This is a genomic window from bacterium, from assembly GCA_036504735.1.
Taxonomy (GTDB): Bacteria; Electryoneota; RPQS01; order RPQS01; family RPQS01; genus DASXUQ01.
In genome coordinates, this window is the sequence record DASXUQ010000009.1 from 178,176 (window position 1) to 201,890 (window position 23,715).

The 23,715-nt window shown below is 58.1% G+C and carries 11 protein-coding genes; 3 read left to right on the forward strand and 8 right to left on the reverse strand.

Translation table 11 applies throughout. The annotated features are described in order from the left end of the window. Window positions 1-292: 292 nt before the first annotated feature. From VGL38_08225 to VGL38_08250, 6 genes are all read right to left on the reverse strand, one after another. A complete protein-coding gene (locus VGL38_08225; protein ID HEY3295410.1) occupies window positions 293-3,496 on the reverse strand; it encodes a right-handed parallel beta-helix repeat-containing protein in 3,204 nt (1,067 codons plus the stop codon). 66 nt (window positions 3,497-3,562) lie between these two features. After that, window positions 3,563-7,225 carry a right-handed parallel beta-helix repeat-containing protein gene (locus VGL38_08230; protein ID HEY3295411.1) on the reverse strand — a complete coding sequence of 1,221 codons (3,663 nt, stop codon included), beginning with the start codon at window positions 7,223-7,225 and terminating at the stop codon, window positions 3,563-3,565. Window positions 7,226-7,686: 461 nt separating this feature from the next. After that, window positions 7,687-11,196: a right-handed parallel beta-helix repeat-containing protein gene (locus VGL38_08235; protein ID HEY3295412.1), complete on the reverse strand. Its 3,510-nt coding sequence runs from the start codon at window positions 11,194-11,196 to the stop codon at window positions 7,687-7,689. A gap of 19 nt (window positions 11,197-11,215) precedes the next feature. Beyond that, a complete protein-coding gene (locus VGL38_08240) occupies window positions 11,216-12,379 on the reverse strand; it encodes a T9SS type A sorting domain-containing protein (GenBank protein HEY3295413.1) in 1,164 nt (387 codons plus the stop codon). Between the two features lie 412 nt (window positions 12,380-12,791). Then, complete coding sequence (locus VGL38_08245) at window positions 12,792-15,227, reverse strand: T9SS type A sorting domain-containing protein (GenBank protein HEY3295414.1); 2,436 nt, start codon at window positions 15,225-15,227, stop codon at window positions 12,792-12,794. A 528-nt stretch (window positions 15,228-15,755) separates the two neighbouring features. Next, a complete protein-coding gene (locus tag VGL38_08250; protein HEY3295415.1) occupies window positions 15,756-16,985 on the reverse strand; it encodes a T9SS type A sorting domain-containing protein in 1,230 nt (409 codons plus the stop codon). 551 nt (window positions 16,986-17,536) lie between these two features. On the opposite strand from VGL38_08250, the gene VGL38_08255 reads away from it, so the two are divergent. Further along, complete coding sequence (locus VGL38_08255; protein ID HEY3295416.1) at window positions 17,537-17,866, forward strand: DMT family protein; 330 nt, start codon at window positions 17,537-17,539, stop codon at window positions 17,864-17,866. 661 nt (window positions 17,867-18,527) lie between these two features. After that, window positions 18,528-19,079, forward strand: a complete 552-nt coding sequence (locus VGL38_08260; protein ID HEY3295417.1) for an SWIB/MDM2 domain-containing protein — start codon at window positions 18,528-18,530, stop codon at window positions 19,077-19,079. A 121-nt stretch (window positions 19,080-19,200) separates the two neighbouring features. On the opposite strand, the gene VGL38_08265 is transcribed toward VGL38_08260, so the two are convergent. Then, window positions 19,201-20,157 carry a hypothetical protein gene (locus tag VGL38_08265; GenBank protein HEY3295418.1) on the reverse strand — a complete coding sequence of 319 codons (957 nt, stop codon included), beginning with the start codon at window positions 20,155-20,157 and terminating at the stop codon, window positions 19,201-19,203. 9 nt (window positions 20,158-20,166) lie between these two features. Continuing rightward, entirely contained in the window at window positions 20,167-21,141 is a 975-nt protein-coding gene (locus VGL38_08270; GenBank protein HEY3295419.1) for a homocysteine S-methyltransferase family protein, read from the reverse strand. Between the two features lie 350 nt (window positions 21,142-21,491). Between VGL38_08270 and VGL38_08275 the strand changes: the two genes are divergently transcribed. Continuing rightward, window positions 21,492-23,654, forward strand: a complete 2,163-nt coding sequence (locus VGL38_08275) for a P-loop NTPase fold protein (GenBank protein HEY3295420.1) — start codon at window positions 21,492-21,494, stop codon at window positions 23,652-23,654. Window positions 23,655-23,715: the final 61 nt, after the last annotated feature.

Here is a 23,715-nt window from a genome sequence, read left to right on the forward strand (position 1 = left end):
GTCGCCTGCTCGGCGTCGTAAGGGTTCAACGTGGAGACGGGGTAGCTGCCTGCTCTGCTCCCCTTTCTCCATTTCATGGGGAAAGGGGCCGGGGGATGGGGGTCTGCGGGCAAAACGAAAAGAGGATCGGAATCCGTAGAAGGGGCACGATCCTCAGAGCGAGATCTCGGCTTCGCCGGACATGTCGTGCCCGTTCCTCAGCCCACAGAGAAAGGGCGACCTTTGCAGGCCACCCTTTCTTGTGTTTCGGTTCTTTTGGTGTGGACGGGCGGGAGCCCGGCCCCAGATGGCGTTATTTCAGCAGCAGCATTTTCCGGACGAACTGTTTATCGGCGGCGGACAGGATGGTGAAGTACATCCCACTGGGATAGGCTTGGGCATTCCACTCCACCGAGTAGAAGCCGGCACTCTGCCGCTGGCTGACCAGCGTGGTAACCTCCCGGCCCAGCACATCGAAGACTCTCAGGCGGACCTCGCAAGGCTGGGGAAGATCGTAACTAATCCGCGTGGCCGGGTTGAAGGGGTTGGGGTAGACCGCGTGCAGGGCAAAGACGGTGGGCAGCGGATGAAGCTGTTCTACGCGGTCGGGAATGTCCACGACGAAGCGGAAGGTATCACTGGTGATCGTGGTGTCGGGGAACAGCGAATGTGCGGTGACCCACCAGGAAACAGGGCGCGGCGGTGTCAGGTGCAGCGGCGCGAGGTTGAGAGTAGACATGCTATCCACGGGCGCGGCGACGGAGAAGGATGTGTCCGCAAGGGACAGATGAAGGGTGCAGCTCAGAGTGTCCCAATAGTCGGGATCGGACGCGCGGCCCCAGCGGAAGGTGACGGCGCTATCGGCAGTCAGGATCGAATCGTTGGCCGGGGCGATCAAGGTGAAGGGCAGCGGCGAGTGACCGGACTGCGGAAAGTAGAATGCACCAATATCTGGCCGGGTGTGGTCGGAATCTGAGGGGAGAGTCGAATCGCCGGCGTCGATGCAATGGGATGCGGCGGTGAGGTGGTAATCGTGGGCCACAGTATCGGCAAACAGCGGATTGACGAAGACATTCAGATACTGGTCCGAAGAGTCGCCACGGAAGTTGGTGCGGTTACGGCGACCTATGCCCGGGGGCATATCCGATAATCCATTTACGGAACCGAAGTTGGCAACGGTACTGCCATAGAAGTCGCAATGGGCAACCACAGCGCCTGCACTGAAATCGAATCCTAAAGCGATGCCACGGGTAAAGCTTATGATGGAATTGTCAAGTGTCACCGCACCGTAGCAGAAGATCCCTGCCTGATCCCCTGCATTATTCCGAAGGAACGTGCAGCGGGTAATTTGTGCGCCCGATATATATGCCGCGCTACCCTGAAGAGCGTCATTGCTGTCAAAGACGCACTCTTCGAAACGGGCGCTCGAGTAAACTCGAATGGCACCGCCATCCTCCGCCCAGTTTCCGTAGAACAAGCAGTTGGAGATCACCGCAGAATTGGCGTCAGCATCAATGGCTCCGCCACCATACCAACCGCCATTCGCGACGAAGGTGCAATGCGATACGTACGGGGCACCTTGCTGGTCAAGGAGCAGGCCGCCGCCCCATGCGCTGGATCTGTTATGGTTGAAGTAGCAATTTTCGAAGACCGCGTTCGAGGAGATACAGGCCGCTCCCGCCCCGCCATAGCCCGATCCCCCGCCATAGGGTGCAACGTTAAACCGGAATGTACACTGCTGGAAATGTGAGGTATCCGCCTGGCAGTAGACTCCGCCGCCGACGGCGCTATTCCCGTATTCGAAGACGCAATGATCAAAAGTGGGGCTGGTGCTGTATATGCGGACGTTGCCGTTATTGGAATTCGAAATACGGCAGTATGACATGCGACAACCGTAGGGAGAGTTGCGGAATTCCATGCCCTGCCAGTGGTTGGGGGAAGCTATTGTATCCGCCGTGATGATTATGGAATCCTCTTCGGTCCCCATTGCCAGAAGGAGTCCCCGAATGACAAATGAGCCTCGTGTAACAAACGTCAGTTGGGTTCCGGGCAGAAGAGTGAGAGTGTCCGCGGCATCCACCCAGATATCCTCCCCGACCAGAAATGTGCCTGGTCCCACCGTACCCCGCAAGGCTGCATGCAATTGGTTAGGTGACGAATTACTATGGCGGTTTTCGAAGGCACCTATGTCGGGATTGGATTCCTGCGGCCAAGGCCGTGCCAGATTGTCAAGATCCATCACAGGAATAGTCGCTGCCGCAAAAGAGGCCGCGAGGCAGCGGCTGGAGTCCTGCAGACGGAAGTTGCTACTGTCCGGGTTAACAAACAGCGGGTCAAACATCAGGTTCAGGCTGGCATCACATGAGTCACCCCAAAGATTGGTGCGGCTCCTGCGGCCCAAGCTGGAAGGAATCGCACCACTGAAGGCGGACCCTGCGCTGGAAAACACATCGCAACATACGGCGCTGATTGAGCCGGAGTTGACCACATGAACTCCGGTGCCTTGATCGGGCGAGGCCACGATGACATCAGCCAAGGCGAGGGCATCGTTGCGGGACCATACGGCGGCATCCGAGGCCGGATTATTGGCAACGGTACAGAAATTCATCGTGATCTGCGAACCGTCGGCGCTGAACATCCCGCCGCCGGATGGGGCCTGATTGCCGCTGATGAGACAGTTCACATAGTCCACATGAGCGGCAGAATCCCACACCCCGCCGCCACGTGCGGCACTGTTGCCCTGCATCCGGCAATTGTTCACCGTGGCTGAGAGGCGATGTCCCCGGAAATAGAGGCCGCCACCGTTCGCCGCGACGTTGCTATCTATTTGGCAACTGGCAAGTACCACATTGACAGGGTTGGATTCGAATGCGACGCCGCCGCCGGCCTGGCGAGTTCTGTTGCCGCGGACCATGCAGCGGGTAAGAATCGGACTGGATTCCAGCCCAAACAGGCCGCCGCCATCGCCAAGATGCGAGTAGCATCCGATGATCTCGCAATCGGTGAAGTTGGCATTGCCGTTGCTCCGGCAGTACACACCGCCACCGTCCAACAGAGCATAACAGTAGCGGATGGTGCAATAGGAAAGGGACGGAGAACAGTTTTGGACTTCGAGGCCGCCGCCGTAACGGTCATCGCCCGGCGAGGTGGCATAGCCGTACTCGATCACGCAATGCTGTAACGTGGTTGAGGTGGCCTGTAACAGACGGACTCCGCGCCAGCGGGACGGGTTCGCCACGGTGTCCGTGGTAAAGTAGATGGGACTGGCGGCTGTGCCGATAGCCCTCAGGGTGCCATACACATTAAAGCGGTAAGGGCCGTCAAAAAACACGGTAACGCCTGCGCCAACGCTCAAGGTGGTGCTCGTTCCCACAGTTACCGTGCGCTGGATCATGTAGGGGCTATGGGCGGAGGTCCAGGTGCCACTGATCAGGGAATCCGAGACCCAGGTGGTATCGGCATGGGCCAACGCGCAGGCGATCAGGACAAAGATCAAAACACTAACGGTGCGGCACATACACGGACTCCGGAAAAGTTCGAAGACAGAAGCCAAGATTCCAAGAAGCCAAAATCACGACAGCCACTATTTCAGCAGCAGCATTTTCCGGACGAACTGTTTATCGGCGGCGGTGAGGATGGTGAAGTACATCCCGCTGGGATAGGCCTGGGCATTCCACTCGACCACATAGGAGCCCGCGGGCATGTGCTGATCCACCAGCGTGGCCACTTGGCGGCCCAGCATATCGAAGACCTTCAGGCGGACCTCGCAAGGCTGGGGAAGATCGTAACTAATCCGTGTGGCCGGGTTGAAGGGGTTGGGGTAGACCGCATGCAGGGCAAAGACGGTAGGCAGCGGATGGCCTGCTCCCAAGCGGTTGGGGATACTCAGGACGAAGCGGAAGGTGTCGCTGGTAATGCTGGTATCGGGCAGAAGCGAATGCGCACTGACCCACCAGGAGATCAGGGTATCGTTGGGGATGCCCAGCGGGCGCAAGTCCATGGTGTACATAGTATCCTGATGTACGGACATCGCCATGGAGATTCCGGGAGCAGTTAGATGGAGATCGTAAGTTACGGTATCCGCTGCATCGGGATCTATGCTGGCACTCCACACAAAGGCTACCGCGCTATCGGTGGTAAGGATCGAATCATTGGCCGGGGAGATCAGCGTAAAGGGCTGCGGGGGGCGTGGAGGCAAGGTGTGCAGGGTGATCAGAAAGGTATCACTGGCAACACTGGTGTTCGGGTAACAGGAATGGGTCATGACCCACCAGTGCAGGGGGGTGTCTGTAGGGAAATGCAGCCCGTGGAGGTTGATGCTGAGGGCGGTGTCCTGCTGCATGTACACGGAGACGATGGTATCGGGCGCTTGAAGCTTCAGAACATAGGTCACCGTATCCCAGCGGTCCGGATCGGAACTGCGATTCCAGGCAAAGTCCGCAAAACGGTCGACCGTGAAAGTGGAACTGTCGGCCGGGGAGATCAGCGCGCAGGCGAGGGGTGGGTGAGCGGCCTGTGTAAAGGCGAAGGCGCCGATGTCCGCAAAGCTGCCGTCGGAGTCATGCGTCAAACCGGAATCACCCGCATCAATGCAGGGCGACGTTTCGGTGAGGTGAAAGTCATGCGCGGCGGTATCGGCGAAGAGGGGGTTCAGGAAGACATTGAGGTATTGATCGGAGGAATCACCGCGCGCATTGGTACGGGAAAGGGTGCCGATTCCCACAGGCCGGTAATTGACGGCTCCCGAGAAGTTGCCGCCGCTGTTGGCGAAGAAATCGCAAAACCGGACGGTGACGCCGGAGGTTTGCTGAAATTTGATTCCCGCACCCTGAGAGTTGCCGATGATGGTGCTGGTAATACGTGGAGTGGAGGAGGTCGACGCCGAAACCGTGATGCCGGCGGCATCAGACGTGGTTCCGGCATTGCCGGAAAGCGTACAACGGCGGACAATGGCGTTGTTCGTAACGTACAAGGTCCCACCCGAATGGCCCGTGAAAAGACACTCCTCAAACAGAGGGGTCCCTGTATACTCCATATAGGCGGCTCCACCATGAGTCGCCAAGTTTTGAGTGAACTGACACCGTGAGAAGGTCAGGGGACCGCGTACATACGCGGCGCCGCCAATTCCGCTGGCGGTGTTCAGGCTGAACTGGCAGTCAGCGAAGACCATCGTATTACCGGAAACGCTGACCGCGCCGCCGGAAGCGGCGCTGTTCTGGAAAAATTGGCACTGGGAGAACACCGCACCACCCGAACCATAAACCACGCCACCTTCATTTGCGGAGTTCATTGTAAATGCGCAGCGGGTGAAGTTGGGATTTCCGGAGAAGTAAACTCCTCCACCGACGTTGTAGTACCCTGTCAATGCGCGATTGTTTGAGAAGTCGCAATCCTGAAAGACCGCATGGGTGGTGTTACCGGCCATGCCGCCTTCATTGCCGGTGAACGAACAAAAGAGGAAGCGGGAACTGTCGTAGTTGCAGGTTACCCCCCTGCGCCCACGCTCAAATCCGCAATGGGAAAACACCGGATTGGTTTGGTTAATCGAAACGTTGGAGTTGCCATTGCCTGAAGGAATCGACGCGGCGGAGAAGCGGCAATAGGTCAGCGAACACCCCCGCACGGAGAAGATGAATTGCAGACCCGTCCAGCGCTGCGGGAACACCACGGTATCCACGGTAAGAATCACGGAGTCCTGTTCGGTCCCCAAGGCCTTCAACAGGCCATAGACAAGCAGGCCCGTGCCTCCCGCGAAACTCAACGTGGTTCCGGCCGCAAGAGTCAGCGTATCGTTCGTGCGCACGGCCACATTTTCACCCACGAGAAAACGTCCAGGGCCGATCAGGCCGCTGAGATTGCCCGTGAGATGAGGTACGGGACTGCTGAGGCGGTTTTCATACGCGCCCATGTCCGGCTGGGAATTCGACGGTGACGGGCGGGACAGGCCTTCAAAATCATTATAGAACTGATGAGTGAGGTCCTGACTCGCGGCCAGGCAGTGGCTGGAATCGCTGAGGCGGTAGTTGGCGCTGTCGGGATTGACGAAGCGGGGGTCCAGCAGCAGATTGAGGGCCACATCACAGGAGTCGCCCCACGGATTGATCCGCGTCAACTGGCCAAGGTTCTGCGGCGTATTGCCGGAAAACGGGCCGGTGGCATTGGCGTAGAAATCGTTGTACGTAATCTGCGCCGAGCGCGGCAGCGAGAAGTAAACCCCTGAGCCCTGCGCCGTGCGGCTGATGATGGAACCGGTCAGGATGATCGAGTCATTACGGCAGTGGAGGGCTGCGGTGGACGACTGATTGTCGTCCAGTGTGACAAAGTTGAGGGTGTTGCGGGAATTGTCCCCGCTGTAGAGTGCGCCACCCTGAGCGGCCACGTTGCTGTTGAACAGACAGTTGACATAGCTCACGATGGCGGAGGTGTCGAAGGCTGCGCCGCCCCGGGTGGCGGTGTTGCCGCTGAAAACACATTGGCGCATGGTTGCCGCGCCGTTCCAGTACCGGGAACAGACGAAAAGTCCGCCGCCGTCCCCAGCCGAATTGCCGTCAAAGACACAATTCGAGACAGCAATGTTGGGCTGGTGCATGAGCAGCCCGACGCCGCCACCGCTCAAAGTTGTACGATTGCCGCGGAAGGTACACCGGGTCAGTTGCGGGCCGCTGTTGCGGCTGAACAGGCCGCCGCCACCGCCGAGCTGGGAAACGCAGTTCAGGATATCACAATCGGTGAAGGCAGGCGTCCCGCCATCGCGGCAATAGATACCGCCGCCATCCAGCAGCGCATGACAGCGGCGGATGGTGCAGCGGGAAAAGGTGGGGGAGCAGTTCTGAACTTCGATCCCGCCGCCGTAGCGGTCATCGCCCGGAGAGGCGCCGAGCCCATCCTCGATGAGGCAGTAACTCATGGCCGACGTATTGTTCGCCGTAAGGAAGCGCACGCCCCGCCAGCGGGAAGGATTGGCCAAAGTGTCCGTGGTGAAGCGGATGGAATCGGTTACCGTGCCAAGGGCCTGGAGGGTGCCGCGCACATTGAAGCGGTATGGACCCACAAAGCAGACCGAGACGCCGGGACCGATGGTCAGTGTCTGCGCCGCGCCCACCGTTACCGTGCGCTGAATCATGTAGGGGCTGTGGGCGGAGGTCCACGTGCCACTGATCAGCGAGTCCGAGACCCAAGTGGTGTCGGCATAGGCGAGGGCAGCAAAGGCTAAGAGAGCAAGAAGTAGAGTGGTAGCGCGGGGCATGGGCATGGCTTCCTTGAAAACAGGTACTCCGCAGGAGAGGGGTCCGACGGTTTGGCTAAAGGTACAGAAATCAGGTTACAAGATCGGCGGTCAGCGAACAGGTCGCCTAAATTCTGCCATCTTGATACGACACCGATTTTTGCCAAGCGGGAAAGAGACTATTCAGGTAAAGATAACACAGAATGAGAGAAAGGGCAAGGGGGCAGGGGAAAAAGCAAGAAGTGAAGCGGGCAGACTCTGAGAGCGGGCTCTGCTTATTCCTGGGAGTATCCTTCGTCATGATTAGGCACCACGCTCCGGCATGGTACGCATGGGGAAACCAGCATGCGGGAGCGCGCTGGCTAGTTTTCGTGAGGAGGGAAATGGAGACAGGGCGACCCGCAAAGGTCGCCCTGTCTTGTGTTTTTATCCTTGTGCAGCGGGCGGATGCAATCCGCCCCTACGACAACCGCATGAGGCGGTTATTTCATCAGCAGCATCTTCTTGGTGGCCGTGAAATTTCCGGCTTTGATTTGGCAGAGGTACATGCCGGAGGCCAGATGGCGGCCATCCCACGTGACGGTGTAGCTGCCGGCGGGACGCGACTCGTTCACCAGTGTAGACACGAGCTGGCCGAGGGAATTGTAGACCTTCAGTTCCACCTGGACCGCTTCGGGCAGGTCGAAGCGGATCTCGGTCTGAGGGTTAAAGGGATTCGGGTAGTTCTGGAACAGACCGTAGCGGGTCGGGACCGGCAGGGTTTCTTCCTGAAGCGTCGTGCCGTGACCGGCATACAGGGTCAGGACGGAATCCAAGCGATGCTCGACGCGGGCCATGCGGTCGATCATTGTCTCGGACGCGAGCGATGCGTCGGTCTGGCCGCCGTTAACACCGCGCCGACTTCCTCCGGGATTCGTCACCTGCATGCCGAATGCGATGTCATCCTGCTGCACCTCGGCCATCAGCAGTTTCAGGGATAGAGCCAGCCGGTCATAGGCCTTGTTGGTATGATCGAGCAGCGAGTCGAGTTCCACCTGAGCCGCCGTATAGTCTCCGTCTTCGGCCAGACACCAAGCGGCGTTGGACTTGCAGAGCGTAACCAGCGAGGAATCTTTCGAACTGTCGGCGGCGAGATCCTGGAAATAGCTGCGGATATTCTTCCATGACCATCCGATGGCTGACTTGCAGACCAGCAGGCGATCCGTGACTACGGTCTTGTAGGTTCCGCCGGGGTATTGAAGCAGATAGTTCTCATAGGACGTGACCGCGTCGGCGAATTGTGCGGCGCGTTCCTGATCCCACCCCTGCTTGAACAGCAGATAGTCGGGGGCAATCACGCAAGTGGTGGGAGGCGGATCCGTGCAGGGGACGGTCGCGCTCAACATGGAATCGATCACGGTGCTGGCGGGCAAGCGAGACAGAATATTCTGGCGATTGGTGGTGCCCCAGAAGTTGCGGCCGGCCTGCCACTGATCCGGCGGCATGATTTCGATTTCGTTGTCAATCAGCGTGTGGGCGTTCTGCGCGTCACTGATGGTGTTTTCGCCGCAGTACAAATCTGCCGTTCCGCCCTGCAAATAGATCTGGCCGTAGTCGTAGCCCAGCAGATTCAGCGCCTGCATGTTGTCCGAGAGTTTGTTGCGGGCGCTGGTGCCCATGTCCCCGTAGGCTTGCGGCAGCAGCAGCATCGCCGGTCCGGCGTTGTGGTCGAAGCTGTTGCAGGTCAGCGTGACCGCGCCTTCCAGCACTTCAAGACCCGGCCAATAGGCGAAGTCGGCGCGGTGCAGCCCGCCGTTGTTCTGGAAGATGTTGTTGGAGAGCGGAATCTGATCGCAGCCCCAGATGCGCAGGCCGTAAACGCCGTTGCCGCTGAAGAGATTGTCATGCACGGCGACACTGCTGCGGAAGAGAAGCGCGCCCCGCACGGAGTCATTTTGCAGGGTGCAGTGGCTCAGGGTGCCCGTGCTGCGGGCAAAGCCCACGCCGTTCCACTGACAATTTTCGGCGGTGACGTAGCTGATGGTAGCCCGGCTGTTGCTGACGCTGATGCCGTTGACCGCATTGCGGACGGTGGCGTAGCTGATGGAATTGGCGGGGTCGGCGCTGTTGCGGATGGAGAGGCCGGTCCACAGTCCGGTGGCGCCGGAACGGTCAAAGACGATGGGCGCCGCCGCCGTGCCGTTGGCGATAATCTTGCCGTTGACCGTGATGGACTTCTCGGGGGCGATTCTTATCTTGGTGCCGGGGTTAATGGTCAAGGTTGTTCCGGTGGCGATGGTGAGATTGTCATCTACCACCACGCTGTCCAGCCATAACGCACTGGTCGTGATTACCCCCGACCAATGACGGCTCGTGGCGTTTACCGTACAGGTGCCTGCCCAGTGATCCACGTTCAGAACTTGTATCCCTGCCATAGTCGGCAAATCCTGCGCCCAAGGCGACGTATTTCGCTGAACGGCTGCGCTCGGATTACTTGTATCGCTGAAGACACGCCCGGTCCCGAAGAACGTGGCACCGGTACCGGCAGAATGTGCTTCTGTCGGAGTGCAATAAGCGAGCTGCGGGTGCGTCCACGCATCGTTATGTTCCCACATGAAGTCGAAGCTATCAAGACCCGTCACAGTGTTCCGAATCAACTCGTTCTCGCCCGTATTGAGGGAACACGGAATTGTGTTAAATGGCGGGTCGAGCCAGCAGTGCCAGGTCGTATCCACATTTTCCCATCGTTCCGTCCATGTGTATTGACCCGAAGCCAGTTCGACATCAAACCGCTTGTGGCGACGATCATTTTGGCTTTGTGTGGGATTCGCGTGCATGATCATCACACCGTCTGCTGGCCAGAGGCGATCCCACGGCTTATTACGCGTGACGGCCGTCGCTAGGAAGTATTGGTCACTGCCCTGACCTGAACGGTAAGAAGGAAATTTCAGGCAAGCGTTCGATGTGCCCTGCAAATGATCGGTCATGACGTAGTTCATCAGCGGATGATCCACGGTGACCGTTGACATCCAGTTGATGCCATTGCGCCAGTAAGGGTTGTAAGGGCACACCTCGCCTTCCAGGTAACCGTTCTCCGGATCACGAAACCCATTCCCGGCGCTCATGGGATCGAGTGCTCCACAACCAATATGGCTGCCTTCGCTCAGGTCCACATAGTTGCAATCACCGAAGCCATGCCAGTGAAAGCCGCCGATTTGATGTCCGAGTTCGTGGGCTGCGATTGTTATGTTCGGCCAGTATGCAGCCGAAACAGGATCCGACACACCCCACCCTTGGCAGAAGCTGTTTGTATACGCTTGTTCGGCAACACTCCAGCAGGTTACGCCAGTTCGGACACGGATGAACTGTCCCAGGCTATTCGTCTGGTGTGTGGAGGTGTACCAATCAGCCAAGCCCGATACTCCGCCGCCTTCCGCTTGACAAGCCTCGGCCAGGCCGTAGATGTCAAAGATTGTGTATTCGACATCCTGAGAAGAAGGGGTCGGGAGGAACTCATGTAGATCTACAAAGGAGTCTACCTTGGCCATGATGTTGTTAAAGAACGCCGTTCCGCCGCTCTGGTCACTATGGATGGGGCGTACCGCCTGATTCGGATCGCACTTGAATACGGTGATGCTGTCCCTGCCGACCACTTTCCCGTACACGCCGAACTTTCGCCCGGACTGGTCGAGATAGTAGCGGGACAAGCTCCACGGCACAGTCGAATCGAGCGCGGCACTTGCCCAAGATGGCATCCGGTAGGTTACCGGATTGCAGACGCGCTGTCCTGGATCGTGTCCGATGGGCCAACTCTGGGGAAGTGAAGCGGAATCCGCGGTGCAGACAATCCACAGAATCTTGACTCGTCCCGTCCCGCTCGTAATACCCGTAATGGGCGTCCCTGAGTTGACCGCTTCGCAATCCACGCGGGGAATGCGGGGGTCATATGGTGCTTGCGCAAAGCCCCAAGCGGCAAGCACTACCAGGAATGTGATCAGCCAGAATAGACGCATAGCGGCCTCCTGTCAAAAGTTACTCTATCGTATTGTACTTGGTACTTACTGTACCGTGATAAAGCTGAATGGAAATGAGATAGGTCCCAGCCGACAGCGATAGTTTCGGTAGGACGCTTGAACTGTGCTGGCCGTCTGAAGTGAAGGTGACGGGATATTGTCCTACCAGTCGTCCAAGGATGTCATGGATTTTTACTACTTGCTCCCCGTGGAGGGCTACGCCGGATAACGCCAGCCTAAGACTTCCTGAACCCTCCCCAATGGCAGATAGCGTTGGTTTGGGCTTCGACTCTTGATGCTGCCGGGGGGTTGCTGCCACGTTGGAGGTGTCGATGGTGACCGCGATACGGTAGGCTTCGCAGGGGTAGGGCGATTCACGAATCCATAGGGTTCTTCCATCTACCGCCATGCAGGGATCGGCGTCGCAGCTTACTTGCGGGTAATTGTTGGGAGGCGAAGGCAACGGTACGGCTTGTTGCCACACTCCGTTCACCTTTTCGCTGACATAGATGTCGCCCATCATTTGGCCCGTGTGCCAGAAAAAGATGCGGTTGTTATCTGGCGATAAACACGGGTGCTCGTGCCCAGACAGGTGGCCGAGATCATTGATTTCCGGGGGGTACAAATTGGCCGGCCCCCATGTGCCATCGGCCTGCCTTTCGTGCCAGTAGATCACCGGAAAGACACCGTATCCGCCCCTGCTGGAGGACACCAGCAGAGTTCCCCCGTCCCGACTGATGCCCACGGAGAATTCCCGGTCGCTGGAACTGACATTCGGCCCGGCATTATGCACTGGTCCCCAGCAGGTGTCACACGGCCCGGTGCGAATGGTGTAGTAAACGTCCCACAGGCCGAAGTTCTCGCAATCCGTGCGCGCGTCGCCGATGAAGTAGAGGGTGTCATTATTCGGACTGACAGCCGGACATCTCTGTGTCGGGGTCAGGCATATGCGGTCTGGCATGTCTGTTCGCGGCCCCCACGCCGAATCAACCGACGGGCGAGAGAAGACACCCAAGCAGGCCATACTGCTCATATAGAGGTGCAGGTTATCGTTGCTGATCCACGGGGACTCCGCTCCCGTTCCCGGCTGTGGACAACGAGTGGTATCAGGAATCGTCCATTGGGCAAAGCCTGTGGTCAGGCCGAAGAGGAGCAGGGTAAAAGCAAATAGTAGGTATTTCATGAAGGCGTTCCTTTCAGGAAGTTGTGGCTCGCTGTGCGACGAGGCAAAAGGCAAAGGCGATCATGGGGAGTCTCTTCTGAGCAACTTTGCATAGAAAAGAAGATATCAATTTGTCAAGCGGAGTCAATAGGGTAAACGCCTTGGCGAATATTCTAACTTCAATAATTTCCTCGACCTCCTGTTTGATGTTGAAGTTGTAAGGGCATTACCAAAAATATGGCGTGGTATATGCGGAATATGGGTGGCTTTCAGCTAACGATGTGCTATATATTACGAATTTATTTTCGTAAGTAGTTTTGATACAAGATGATATTATAAGACAGGCCAACAGAAAGGGCGGATCCGCAGGTCCGCCCTTCCATCCGTGAGTGTCCGGGCGGCGCAAAACCGCCCGGTGCTGGCTGGGGAAACGCTATTTCATCAGGAGCATTTTTCTCTCGGCCACAAACTGATTGACCTCGATGCGGTAGAGATACACACCCGAAGGAAGGTAGGATGCATCGAAACTCAACACATGGTGGCCGGGATTGAGAGTCCCGTTGACGATGACGGCGACCTGCTGGCCGAGCAGATTGTACAGGCCAAGCGACACATGGCCCTGCTCGAGCAGATCGAAGGCAATGCGCGTCGTGGGATTAAAAGGATTGGGGTAATTCTGGTAGAGCGCGTACTGGATGATCAGCGCCTGACCATCGGTTTCCGGCGTGGCTTCCACGCTCTTAAGCAGCGACCGCCCGCCGTTCAGGTCCACACCGTACAGGTCAAAGTGGGCGACGCGGCCATTTTCCAATCCGGTTTCGGTCCAGGTGTAGCTGTGGCCTGTCGGTGAGTTGCCTTGCGAGGAAATGGTGGCGACCCGCTGCCCATCACGTTCAATGTCGAAGTGGTCATTGCTGGTTTCGGAGGCCGTCTGCCAGTGCAGGGTGACTTCATTGCGCCCGGCGGTGGCCGTGAGCGAAGCCAGTTCCACCGGCAGGATGACATCACTGTGAATGCTGAGGGTGATGTCTCCGCAGTCAAAGCTGAAGCGGGAAACGGCGACATAGTAGACACCTGCCGCAAGGTGCAGACTGTCGATCCGTTCGGCATGGGTGATGGATGTGTCCGAAGAAGCGATGCAGGTGCCGGTGGGATTGGAGCAATCGGTGAACACCATGATCTGCGCATCACCGCCGATGGCACTGAGGTCTACAATGGCCGGCGCCGCCGGATGAATGCGGAAGATGACCGCCCGGCCCGCGGCATACATGGTGCCGCTGCAGGCCCGCTCAAAGACAAAGGGCAACGGACTGGTGGCACAGCAGGTGTTTACCAGCAGGCTGAAGTCTGTGGTCTCGCCGACATTGATGGGGTTGGCGCAGTAGTCCCGCAGCGGACAGCAGGACGTGGCGATTTTATAGCGGTTCAGGCAGGCGCCGTCGCCGTGGACATCGAGATAGAAGGTAACCGGAATGTCCCCGGGGTTGGTAAGGACCCAGCCGGTCGAACTGCCGGAGTCAAGCAGCTCGCAGTTTTCACCCCGCACATCACTTTGGATGCAGGGCGAAGGCAGCGAGTCACAGTCTGTTCCCGCCGAAGGGATGACCGTCATCACCGAGCGCTCGCGAACGGAAACCCGGTACACGTCATGGTCATCGGCGGGGCATAGGGTGCCATACAGCAGCGTTTCCACCACACCGGTATCATCAGTGGGGCAGGTGATGGTGAGCGGATCAAGCTGCGAAGGACAGATATTATTGGGTTCGGTTTCGGCGGGAGTGCCGCAGGGAAGAATGTCCGTGCAGTTCGGCTGGTGGCAGTTGATGCCGTTATCGGTGATGTCCAGCCGGAACCCCCCGTAGGCCCCCTGATAGCCATGCACCAGCATAAAATACTGCACGCCGGCCACCGAGCACCAGGTGACCTGCGAGCGGTTGTCGCAATAGTCATCATTGCCGCCGACGCAGGTCAGACTCGGACAGGGGCCGAGGAAGACACTGAGTTCGGTATCCCAATCGGCGGAAACGTCGCATAGGGAAGCGGTCATCATGTTGCCGGTGCCATTGACACGGTACCAGACGCCGGGCGCAGTAGGCGCGTCGGCATTGCCGCAGGCGGGAATCGCATCCAGCGACGCATGGAGCGTGGTGCCCATAGTCTGGGACGGTACGGCCACCTGCTCGGCATTCACGCACAGATCATTGGCCGGCGGAACATTGGGCCCATAAGCCCGGAAGTTGTACGGGCTGGCGGTGGACGTGTTGTACTTGCCGCATTCGATGTAGATGATCTGTCCGGTGGAAAGAGCCAGCGTGAGGGAGGGGTCGTAATCGCTGCCGCAGGAGTTGTCATCGGCGACGTTGTTCCCCGCACAGCAGGTGCCTTCGGTCCAGAGCCGCATGTAGGTGTCTCCGGAACTGCCGCACATGTTGAAAGTGTGGTTGCCGTTCTGGATAGCCGTGTAGCGGTAGAACACATCGCGGTAAGGACGCCCTGCACAGTTGTCTGTTGAGCCCAGCGTACCGGACTCACTGAAGGGCAGCGCGGGAATGGTAAAGGCATTGGCACAATCTTCCCCCCCTTGGCGGGTATCGGTTGTGCTGGAAGCGGACGGCATCTTATCCAGTGCCCCGCCCCGGGTGCCGCGGGATTCTCCAGTCAATTCATCGATACGGTCAAACAGAGCCGGATCAGGCTCCTGATCAAGGGCTCGAGCTTGATCAATCTGCGCCATAATCTGCTGGATTTCCACTTTGGGTGGAAGCGGCGCTTTTCCAAGGGTCGCACCGGACCGGATCACACTGGGGGTAGCAAAGAGCGAGGTGCTCATGATCAGGATAAAGGTACACAGCCAGTAAGAACTCTTCATTATGGCTCCTGTGAATATAATAATGCTCAAGATGGTCCGTAAATGGTAACAGAAATATAGGAGCTATCCTGAAGCGAGGCAATCTCAGCACAATTATTACAGAAAAACACCACCCCGTTTTGCTCCCGCTGTAGGTTGATCGAACGGATTTTTATAGTTGCTATAGGTAGTAATTGGGATGGCGAGAGATCGGGAAAGGATGCAATATCTCCGGCACACCCAGAGCACAGGCCCGCCTTGAACAAATTAGACCATAGAGGCGCAGGGGTAACCCCTGCACCCGGGGCCGGCTTTGCCGGGGGGACAGCGCGGGGGTACCGCGCGGTCCCTTCCGCATTGATCCCTAGCGGCGGCCTCTGGTCCGGCGGAGCCGAGATCTCGCCTTCAGCGGACCGTCAGCCCGGAGGGCAGCAACCACCAAGGCAATCCAGCACGCGGGAGCGTGCTGGGTAGTAGGTGAGGAGAAGAAAACAGGGCGACCCCTGCGGATCGCCCTGTCTTGTGTTTCGATTCTTGTTCAACGGGCGGTCACTTCAGCAGCAGCATCTTCTTGGTGGCAGTGTAGCCATTGGCCTGCAGGGTGTACAGGTACATGGCCGAAGGGAGATTGGTGCCGTCGAAGTGTACGACATGGTGGCCCTGGTCCATCGTGCGGTTCACCATAGTGGCAATTTCCTGACCGACCATGTTGTAGAGCTTGAGCGTGACAAAACCCCTCTCCGCCAGATCAAAGCTGAGACTGGTGGTGGGGTTGAAGGGATTGGGGAAGTTCTGATAGAGAGCGTAGTCGGTGATTTCGGCAGGGTTGCCGGCGGTGGCGGTGGCATCGCGGCTGCCCAGCACCGTGCGGTTGCCCAGCACATCCACGGCGACCAGCGTGTAGGTGTACGATTCACCGGTCTGCACCGACTGATCGGTCCACGAGTAGCGGGCGCCGCTGGCGCTGTTGGTGGCGTTCACCCGGGCAACGGTCTGGCCGTCCCGCTCGATTTCGAAATGATCATTGCGGTTTTCCGCGACCGTCTGCCAGCGCACGGTCACGCCGTCGGCTTCGGGTACGGCATCAAAACTGCGCAGTTCGGCGGCGAGTTGATTATCCGCCGGGGAGCAGTTGACGCTGGCGACGTAGGTGCGGCAGCCCATCCACTGGAAGTGGGCCGGGGCGACATACAGCCAGTAGGTGCCACGATCCAGCACGGCACTCACCGTCAGGGGATGGCATTCCTGCGCCACGGCGGGGGCGGTATAAGCCACGCGGTCTTCGCAGCCGTTGGCGCCGGGGCCAAGGATCATAGCCAGAACATCGAATTCGGCGGTGACGGTAAAGGTGACCGTATCACGCTCGGAGACGGTCAGTTCATACCAGTCGGTGTCACGGATCAAAAACCACGAGAAGGCGCTGCCGCAGATGACGTCATTGCAGGCGATGGGCATGAACGCGGGGGGTGTCGAGAAACAGCCGCCGTTATAGTGGTCACAAAGGTTGAGGCAGGGCTCGCCTTCGGGGCGGGCACCAGCCGGGCATTCCACGGTGCAACCGCAACGCGAGAAGCGATTTGCATCGGTTGAACGTCCGCTGTGCTCGCCGAAGGAATCGGTCTGGGAGAGCAGATCATTCAACGCCGCGGTGTCAAACTGCGAGAGTCCGGACGAACCCGGAGCCACGGCGCCAAGGTAAACGCTCTCTGCGGGGGAGCCGGCAAATGCCAGCGCACAGACGAACAGTAACGTGCCAAAGAAAGCTAACAGTCTCATCATCATCATGTCCTTTACCAATGCTATGGGAGGTCATCAAAGTCAAGTTTTCGACACGGCGGGGGTCCCGCTGTGGGATGCATAACATACACAAGCCAAAGCGGGAGCACAAGAGAAAGCCCGCCTTTTTCTCGGGATAATTTGCCGTGGCACGGGCGGTTACGGTATAGTTGGTATAGTTGAAAAGGGTATCCGGATTCGACCGCATCATTTCAAATATGTCAAAAGATGAGAGAAAATTTTCGAAAGTGTGATCAGGATTGCGGACCCGCCGGTGGCCTTGTGAGACAAGGTTCTGTGCCCCGAGAGGCGCCCACAGCAAGAGGTGACCCCTTGACCCGGGGCCGCCTACCGGCGGGGGGACAGCGCGGAAGACCGCGCGGTCCCTTCCGGATTCTTGGTTTCGGCCGGGTTGTGTCATCAACGAATGTGAAGGAACGATCCGGCTCAACCCGGCTCGGCGGTATTTGTGCAGCGGGCGCTTGCATGGCGGCGGGGAAATGGCTATTTTGAGCGGTGGTTTGGAGGCGGATTGTCTATGGGAGAGAGGGCTGATGCGAACGATTGTGCTGCTGACATTGTCGAATGTGTTTATGACCTTTGCCTGGTACGGGCATCTGAAATTCCGCAGCGCACCGCTGCTGATTGCCATTCTGGCCAGTTGGGGAATTGCCTTTTTCGAGTACTGCCTGCAGGTGCCGGCCAACCGCTACGGCTACGGGCAGTTCAATGCGGCCCAACTGAAGACGATTCAGGAGGTGATTACCCTCGGGGTCTTTGCGGTCTTCTCGACGCTCTATTTGAACGAACGACCGACGTGGAATACCCTGATCGGCTTCGGTTTCATAGCGGTGGGCGCGTGGTTCGTGTTTAAGAAGGGCTAAGCAGCGTAGAGCCGTAGGGGAGGGTTAAGGTACTCCGCAACCCTCCCGTCTTGCTATTGCCGGGATCAAAACGGGCGGGTTGCGCGTAAGGCATCCACCGTCTGGCGACATTCTTCTGCTTAACCCGCCCCTACACGAGGTTGCTGTGGTGTGAGGGCAGCACAACTATACGCAGCGAGGTCGGCGGGTAGAGCGGTCTTTCAAATTTTCAGCCTTTAGCCCTTCTTCACTGGGGGAATGCCTCTCTTTCTTAGGGGAAGCGACGCAGGCAAGGAGCTTCTCATAGCGGGCGGGAGGGTGTTTGACCGGCAAATGGGAGTATGTGGCCTTGGGACTCAAGTTGAGATTAGGGAGTGGTTTGAGAGTGAGCGGCGGGGTTTATCGATGGGGAGAGAGCGGGAGGTGTGAGCGCACTATGAGAAAGGCGGAGCGCGCGGGGAAGAATCAGGAGTAACGGCGAAAAGCCCTTGACAGAGAGAGCGTCCCATGAGTATATTAGCGCGTTGCACTGTGGCTGGCTGTTCTGGCGGCCGGCGAGATCCTGATACCGGCGCGATTTCCGCCTGACGAAGCGGGCTGCGCCGGTCCCTATGCCTGAGTTCAGTTCACTCAACGTTGTTCACACTCTGTGGACCAACCGTAAACCCCGAAGGAGAATCTCATGAAGAAAGCTCCCGCTAAGAAGGCCGCCCCGAAGAAGGCCGCTCCCGCAAAGAAGGCTGCTCCGAAGAAAGCCGCCCCGAAGAAGGCCGCTCCCGTGAAGAAGGCTGCCCCGAAGAAGGCCGCCCCTGTGAAGAAGGCCGCTCCGAAGAAGGTCGCGCCGAAGAAGGCCGCCCCGAAGAAGGTTGCCCCGAAGAAGGTCGCGCCGAAGAAGGCCGCCCCGAAGAAGGTTGCCGCCCCGAAGAAGGCCGCTGCCCCGAAGAAGGCCGCCCCGAAGGCCGTGAAGCCGAAGGTCAAGCGCGCGCCGAATCCCGCTTTTATGGCCCCGATGGCCCCCGACGCCATCCTCGGCGCCGTCGTTGGCGACAAGCCGATGCCGCGCACGGAGATCACCAAGAAGTTGTGGGAGTACATCAAGAAGAACGGCCTGCAGGACAAGGTCAACAAGCGCATGATCAATGCTGACGAGAAGCTGCGCGCGTTGTTCGGCAAGGGCGCCGTCTCGATGTTCGAAATGAACAAGCTGTTGCAAGGCCACCTGAAGAAGGCGTAAGCCGGAGAGCAGGATAGAGTTCAAGAAGCCCGAAGCGATTGCTTCGGGCTTTTGCATGGCGGGGAATTTTCATCAAAAGCGGGCCGGTCTAAGACCGGCCCCTACACCGACAGATGGTGAATTATTGCAATTCCCATTTGCAGAGGCCGGCGCGGAGAATACGACCGTTGTGGATGCGGACGGTGAGGGTGTCACTGGTCAGATGGCAGGGGCCGCCGATCATGCGGCCCGAGGCGATGTCATAGGGGACCGCGGCACCGGGCATGCTGATGAGAGCGACGGTGTTATCCGGCGAGAGCCAGCAGGCATTGGCCCCGCGCAAACTGAGCAGCACGGCACCCACGGGAAGCCGGGGGGCAATGCCAAGGTTGACAAAGGAGAGCGCCCCGGAGGCTTCATAGACGGCGGCCACCCGGCAGCTTGCGCCGAGCGCAAAGCCCTGCGGCGAGAGGGCAAAGCCCTGGAGTCCGATCTGCGCCGCGTCAGATACGGCAACCGTATCACTGCACGGTGCGCCCTGACCGTGGCGCAGGTCATAGAAGGCCAGTTCGCCAAAGGGGGATACATGCGCGCAGAGGCTGTCGCAAGGCTGGGATTCGATGCCGAAGGCGAGCCGGGTAAAAGGGCCGGTCTGGCGCTGTATCCAGAGCCGGAATTCCTTGCGGACGGGCTGCGGCAGGCTGTCGGAGACGGCTTCGAGCACAAAGTTCAGCTTGCCGGTGGGAGCCTGGCCCAGCAGGGGAGTCAGATGCACGGTGGCACTGGCCGTCGTGTCGAAGCTGGCCGAATCGATGCCGACCTTCAGCCAGCCGGGAGTGTCCGAACCCGGTTGCAGCCGTACGGGAATCCGGCGGCCAGAGACCCAGAGGATATCCAGCGGGATGTTATAGGTCAAGCCCCATTCGAGAGTATCTGAGGAGACGGATGAGGTGATCACGATGCCACGGGCAGGCGGCAGCTTGCGTGCATCGGGCTGGGGCACCGCCATCGGCGGCTGCGGCGGTGCAGACGCGCAACCGGACAGAAGCAAATAGGAGATGTGAAATAGGAAATAGGAAAGAAGACAAGACTTCTTCATTTTCAGTTTTCAGCTTTCAGCTTTCAGCTTTTCGGAAAGGGCGGCAATGTGCTCGGGAGTGGTGCCACAGCAGCCACCCAAGATGTTCGCACCAAGGCTTACCATCTGCTCTCCCCAGCGGGCGAATTCTGCGGGGGAAAGCGGGGCGGAAAAGTCCCACGGCTTGCCTTCCGGTGCTCGGAAGTTGGGATAAGCGCCCAGCAGGATGTCACCCTCGGGCAGCGCGGCGCGCAGGGTTTGGAAGGCCGCCGCAGCCAGATCGGGCGGGCAGCAGTTGATGAGCACGGCATTGGCTCCCAAGGCAAAGGCGACGCGAGCGGCATCGGTCAGGGAATCGCCATTGTATAGCTCGGTGGCGCTTTTGGGCATAAAGGATGTCCAGACGGGCAGGCCCATGTTCAGGGCCATTTCCGTGGCAATCTGGGCTTCCCGCGCACTATTCTGGGTCTCGACGAGGATCAGATCGGCCCCGGCATCGCGCAGCAGCCGCGCGGTGTGCGCATGTTCGCGCAGCAGAATCTCATCGGGCGGGCACAGGTCGGGGCGGTAACAGTCTTCCAAAGGGGCAAGGGAGGCGGCGACTCCTGGAAAAGGCTGAAACGCTGAAAGGCTGAAACGCTGAAATTCGGAACCCCCTTCTTTTCCCCCTTTTTCAAAGGGGGAAGGATCAGAGTCTCCCCCCTTAGAATAAGGGGGGAACAAGGGGGGTAGAACTTCCCTTGCCAGCCTGATGGCCAGCCGTGTCAATTCCTCCGCGCGGTCGGCCATGCCGGCTTTAGCGAGGGTGTAACGGGTGGTGCGGAAGGTGGCGGCGGTGAGGATGTCGGCTCCAGCGGCCAGATAGTGCTTGTGGATGGTCTGGACGAGGTCCGGGGCTTCGATCAGGGCAAGGGCCGACCACAAAGGCAAACGGGCCACAAAACCGCGCCGTTCCAGTTCGGTGCCGAACGCGCCATCGAGGATAATGGGGTAGCCGGACGCCATCAGGCCTCCGCACCGTGAAGGCTATGCAAAAGATACATTATCTTACCCACCTATCCACAAGACAAGCTCTTGTTTATTGAAGGCCAAATTTGTCGCACGGGCTTTGCAGCGACGCTTTAAGGATACCGGAAGTTCTGACCTAAGCTGTGGGCTGCATTGCCTTTGGAACGGCGAATCCGTATCTTAACTGTTTGGGTAGAAGGCAGTTTAGCGATATTCGCGGACAAAGGCAACCCCCATCCTGACCTTCCCCCACGAAAGTAAGGGAAGGGACCAACCTCGGAGGACGCTATGCGGCGGTTTCTCTTGCTTGCTTTGGCACTTTTGCCGGTGGTGTGCTGGGGGCTGATATGACAGATGAAAGCCGGACGGTCTTGGACTTCGACTCAGATCAGCCAAAGACTGATATGAAGGATGATGCGCTTGGCCGGACGGGTTATGCGCGCTATTTGGGCGATTCCATCCTGTCGTACAAATCAACCGATAGCTTGGTTGTGGGTATTTACGATGAGTGGGGCTCGGGCAAAACCACGCTTATCAATTTCGCCCTTCAGCATATTCGGAAGAAGACAGCCGGGCACAACGACAGGCCAGTTGTCATTCATTTTAGCCCTTGGCTATTCTCAACTTCCGAGGCCTTGGTTTCGGCGTTCTTCAAAACTCTGTCGCAGAATTTGAAGCGTCAGGACTGGAACGCCGAGTTGCAGAAAGCTGGCGCGTTGGTGTCATCCTATGCGGCTTTCTTTGCATTCTTGTCGTATGTACCGCAGGACGGGATGTCGCATTACTGGGTCGTTGGTTCCCAAATGCTCTTTGCGGCCGCGTCTGTTCTCAAGAAGAGCGGGAAGGTATTGAAGCGTGACCTCGAGACGAGAAGAACGGCACTATCTAAGGTCCTAAGGGATCAGCCAAGCAAAGTCATCATTGTAATAGACGATCTTGACCGTCTGCCCGATGAAGAAGTCAGGCAGATATTCCAGTTGGTCAGATCCATGGCGGACTTTCCCAACACCGTTTACCTGCTTGCTTTCGACCCCAAACCTGTCGCGAAGGCTCTTGACAAGTCACAGGATGGTTGTGGCAACAAGTATCTGGAAAAGATTATACAGGCACCGTTCGTGGTGCCCAAAGCGACCCCAGAGGCGTTGTCAAGCTACGTAGGCGCCAGGATACGCGCCCTGCAGGAGGAAGCCCCAGCGGAACGTCGAGACAAAAACGATCGGTTGTTCAGTATCTTGGACTGGAATGCGTTCCATTTGATTCAGAACCTCCGACACGCGAACCGTTTTTTGAACATCTTGACGTTTAACTTCGATAGGCAGAGGGAACATATAAATTTTGCCGATATCGTCGGCCTGAGCGTTCTTCAGGTATTCTGCGAACCTGTTTACCGTGGGATTCGAGATAACCACCTGATTTTCAGACGAACGATCTCGGCTGGACTTCGCCTGCCAGACACCCACGCCAAGGAGTCAATTAAGTCTGTCGTCGAAGGCTTGTTCGCCCAGATCATTCCAGAGCACCGCAAGTACGCCGAGGGCATACTCTTTGAACTCTTTCCCGACATAGGGGCCATCTGCAACAAACCGACGGGAGGTCCGCACGAAGAGGAAGACGATCTGCGGACAGGTCGAATATGCCATCCTGAGAACTATAACAGAGCACTTGCATTCGACGTTCCGGAAGGAGAAACCACGGATGCCGAGGCTTCAACGCTGTGGGATGACGCTGCTGATCTCGAGATGGAACAACTGACAGGCAAGCTCGGGGATCTATGTCGTACTCATGAAGTGTCGCAGCTTTTCAGACGCCTTGCTGCAAAGGCGCCCGTTGAACTTCAACAAAACACCGCTATCAAGGTCATCGCTGCGTGTCTCTTACTCTGGGAGCAATTCAGCGAAGACGAGTCGGTGATTGGTGGCTACCCGAGTGACGCAACGGGGTTTGTGGCACGCGTGCTGCGTCGCTTTCCTGATTCGATCGCGCGCGGGAGAGTGCTGCGTGATGGCATCAGTTACGCTTCCGGTTGTGTTTGGCCGATAGGTGACTTGGTTCGCCGTATAAAAGTTGAGGGGTCACCCGCATCGGGAGCATCGCTGTACGACACACCTCTTGCCTTGCAGACGTATGCCGATTGTAAAGGGATTGCACGCGGCCGCATTCAAGCAGCGGCGAGAGATGGGCTTTTGTGGTCGCATCCACACTTCTATTACATTCTGCGGGCTTGGCACGACTTTGGGGGTACTGAAGATGTGCGGGAATTTATATCGCGCGAGACTTCTAGAGACGGGAGGCTGCTTGAGTTACTTGACCGTCTCCCGTTAACAAAGGAATCTGTGCCGTTCTTGGGTTTGTTTATGGATATACCGGCTTTGGTCGCTCGCTTAGATACCATTGTACAGGCGGGTATTGGCAGCGCGGTGTATGATCGAATTGACTCGGTCACTCGGTATTTGAACATATTGAGAGGGTCGCAGGCCACCGACCGCGGGGAGTCACCAGGTGAGCTTTGAGGGGAAGGGGTTGGCCTCGGGGGTGTATGTGTATCGATTGCAGACGGCGGATGGGGTGCGG

Excerpts from the sequence above, each read along its gene's own strand:
- VGL38_08255 (HEY3295416.1), top strand. The coding sequence starts at position 17,537 with ATGCGAACGATTGTGCTGCTGACATTGTCGAATGTGTTTATGACCTTT.
- VGL38_08240 (HEY3295413.1), bottom strand. The coding sequence starts at position 12,379 with ATGAAATACCTACTATTTGCTTTTACCCTGCTCCTCTTCGGCCTGACC.
- VGL38_08270 (HEY3295419.1), bottom strand. The coding sequence starts at position 21,141 with ATGGCGTCCGGCTACCCCATTATCCTCGATGGCGCGTTCGGCACCGAA.
- VGL38_08230 (HEY3295411.1), bottom strand. The coding sequence starts at position 7,225 with ATGCCCCGCGCTACCACTCTACTTCTTGCTCTCTTAGCCTTTGCTGCC.
- VGL38_08265 (HEY3295418.1), bottom strand. The coding sequence starts at position 20,157 with ATGAAGAAGTCTTGTCTTCTTTCCTATTTCCTATTTCACATCTCCTAT.
- VGL38_08245 (HEY3295414.1), bottom strand. The coding sequence starts at position 15,227 with ATGAAGAGTTCTTACTGGCTGTGTACCTTTATCCTGATCATGAGCACC.
- VGL38_08235 (HEY3295412.1), bottom strand. The coding sequence starts at position 11,196 with ATGCGTCTATTCTGGCTGATCACATTCCTGGTAGTGCTTGCCGCTTGG.
- VGL38_08275 (HEY3295420.1), top strand. The coding sequence starts at position 21,492 with ATGACAGATGAAAGCCGGACGGTCTTGGACTTCGACTCAGATCAGCCA.
- VGL38_08250 (HEY3295415.1), bottom strand. The coding sequence starts at position 16,985 with ATGATGAGACTGTTAGCTTTCTTTGGCACGTTACTGTTCGTCTGTGCG.
- VGL38_08260 (HEY3295417.1), top strand. The coding sequence starts at position 18,528 with ATGAAGAAAGCTCCCGCTAAGAAGGCCGCCCCGAAGAAGGCCGCTCCC.
- VGL38_08225 (HEY3295410.1), bottom strand. The coding sequence starts at position 3,496 with ATGTGCCGCACCGTTAGTGTTTTGATCTTTGTCCTGATCGCCTGCGCG.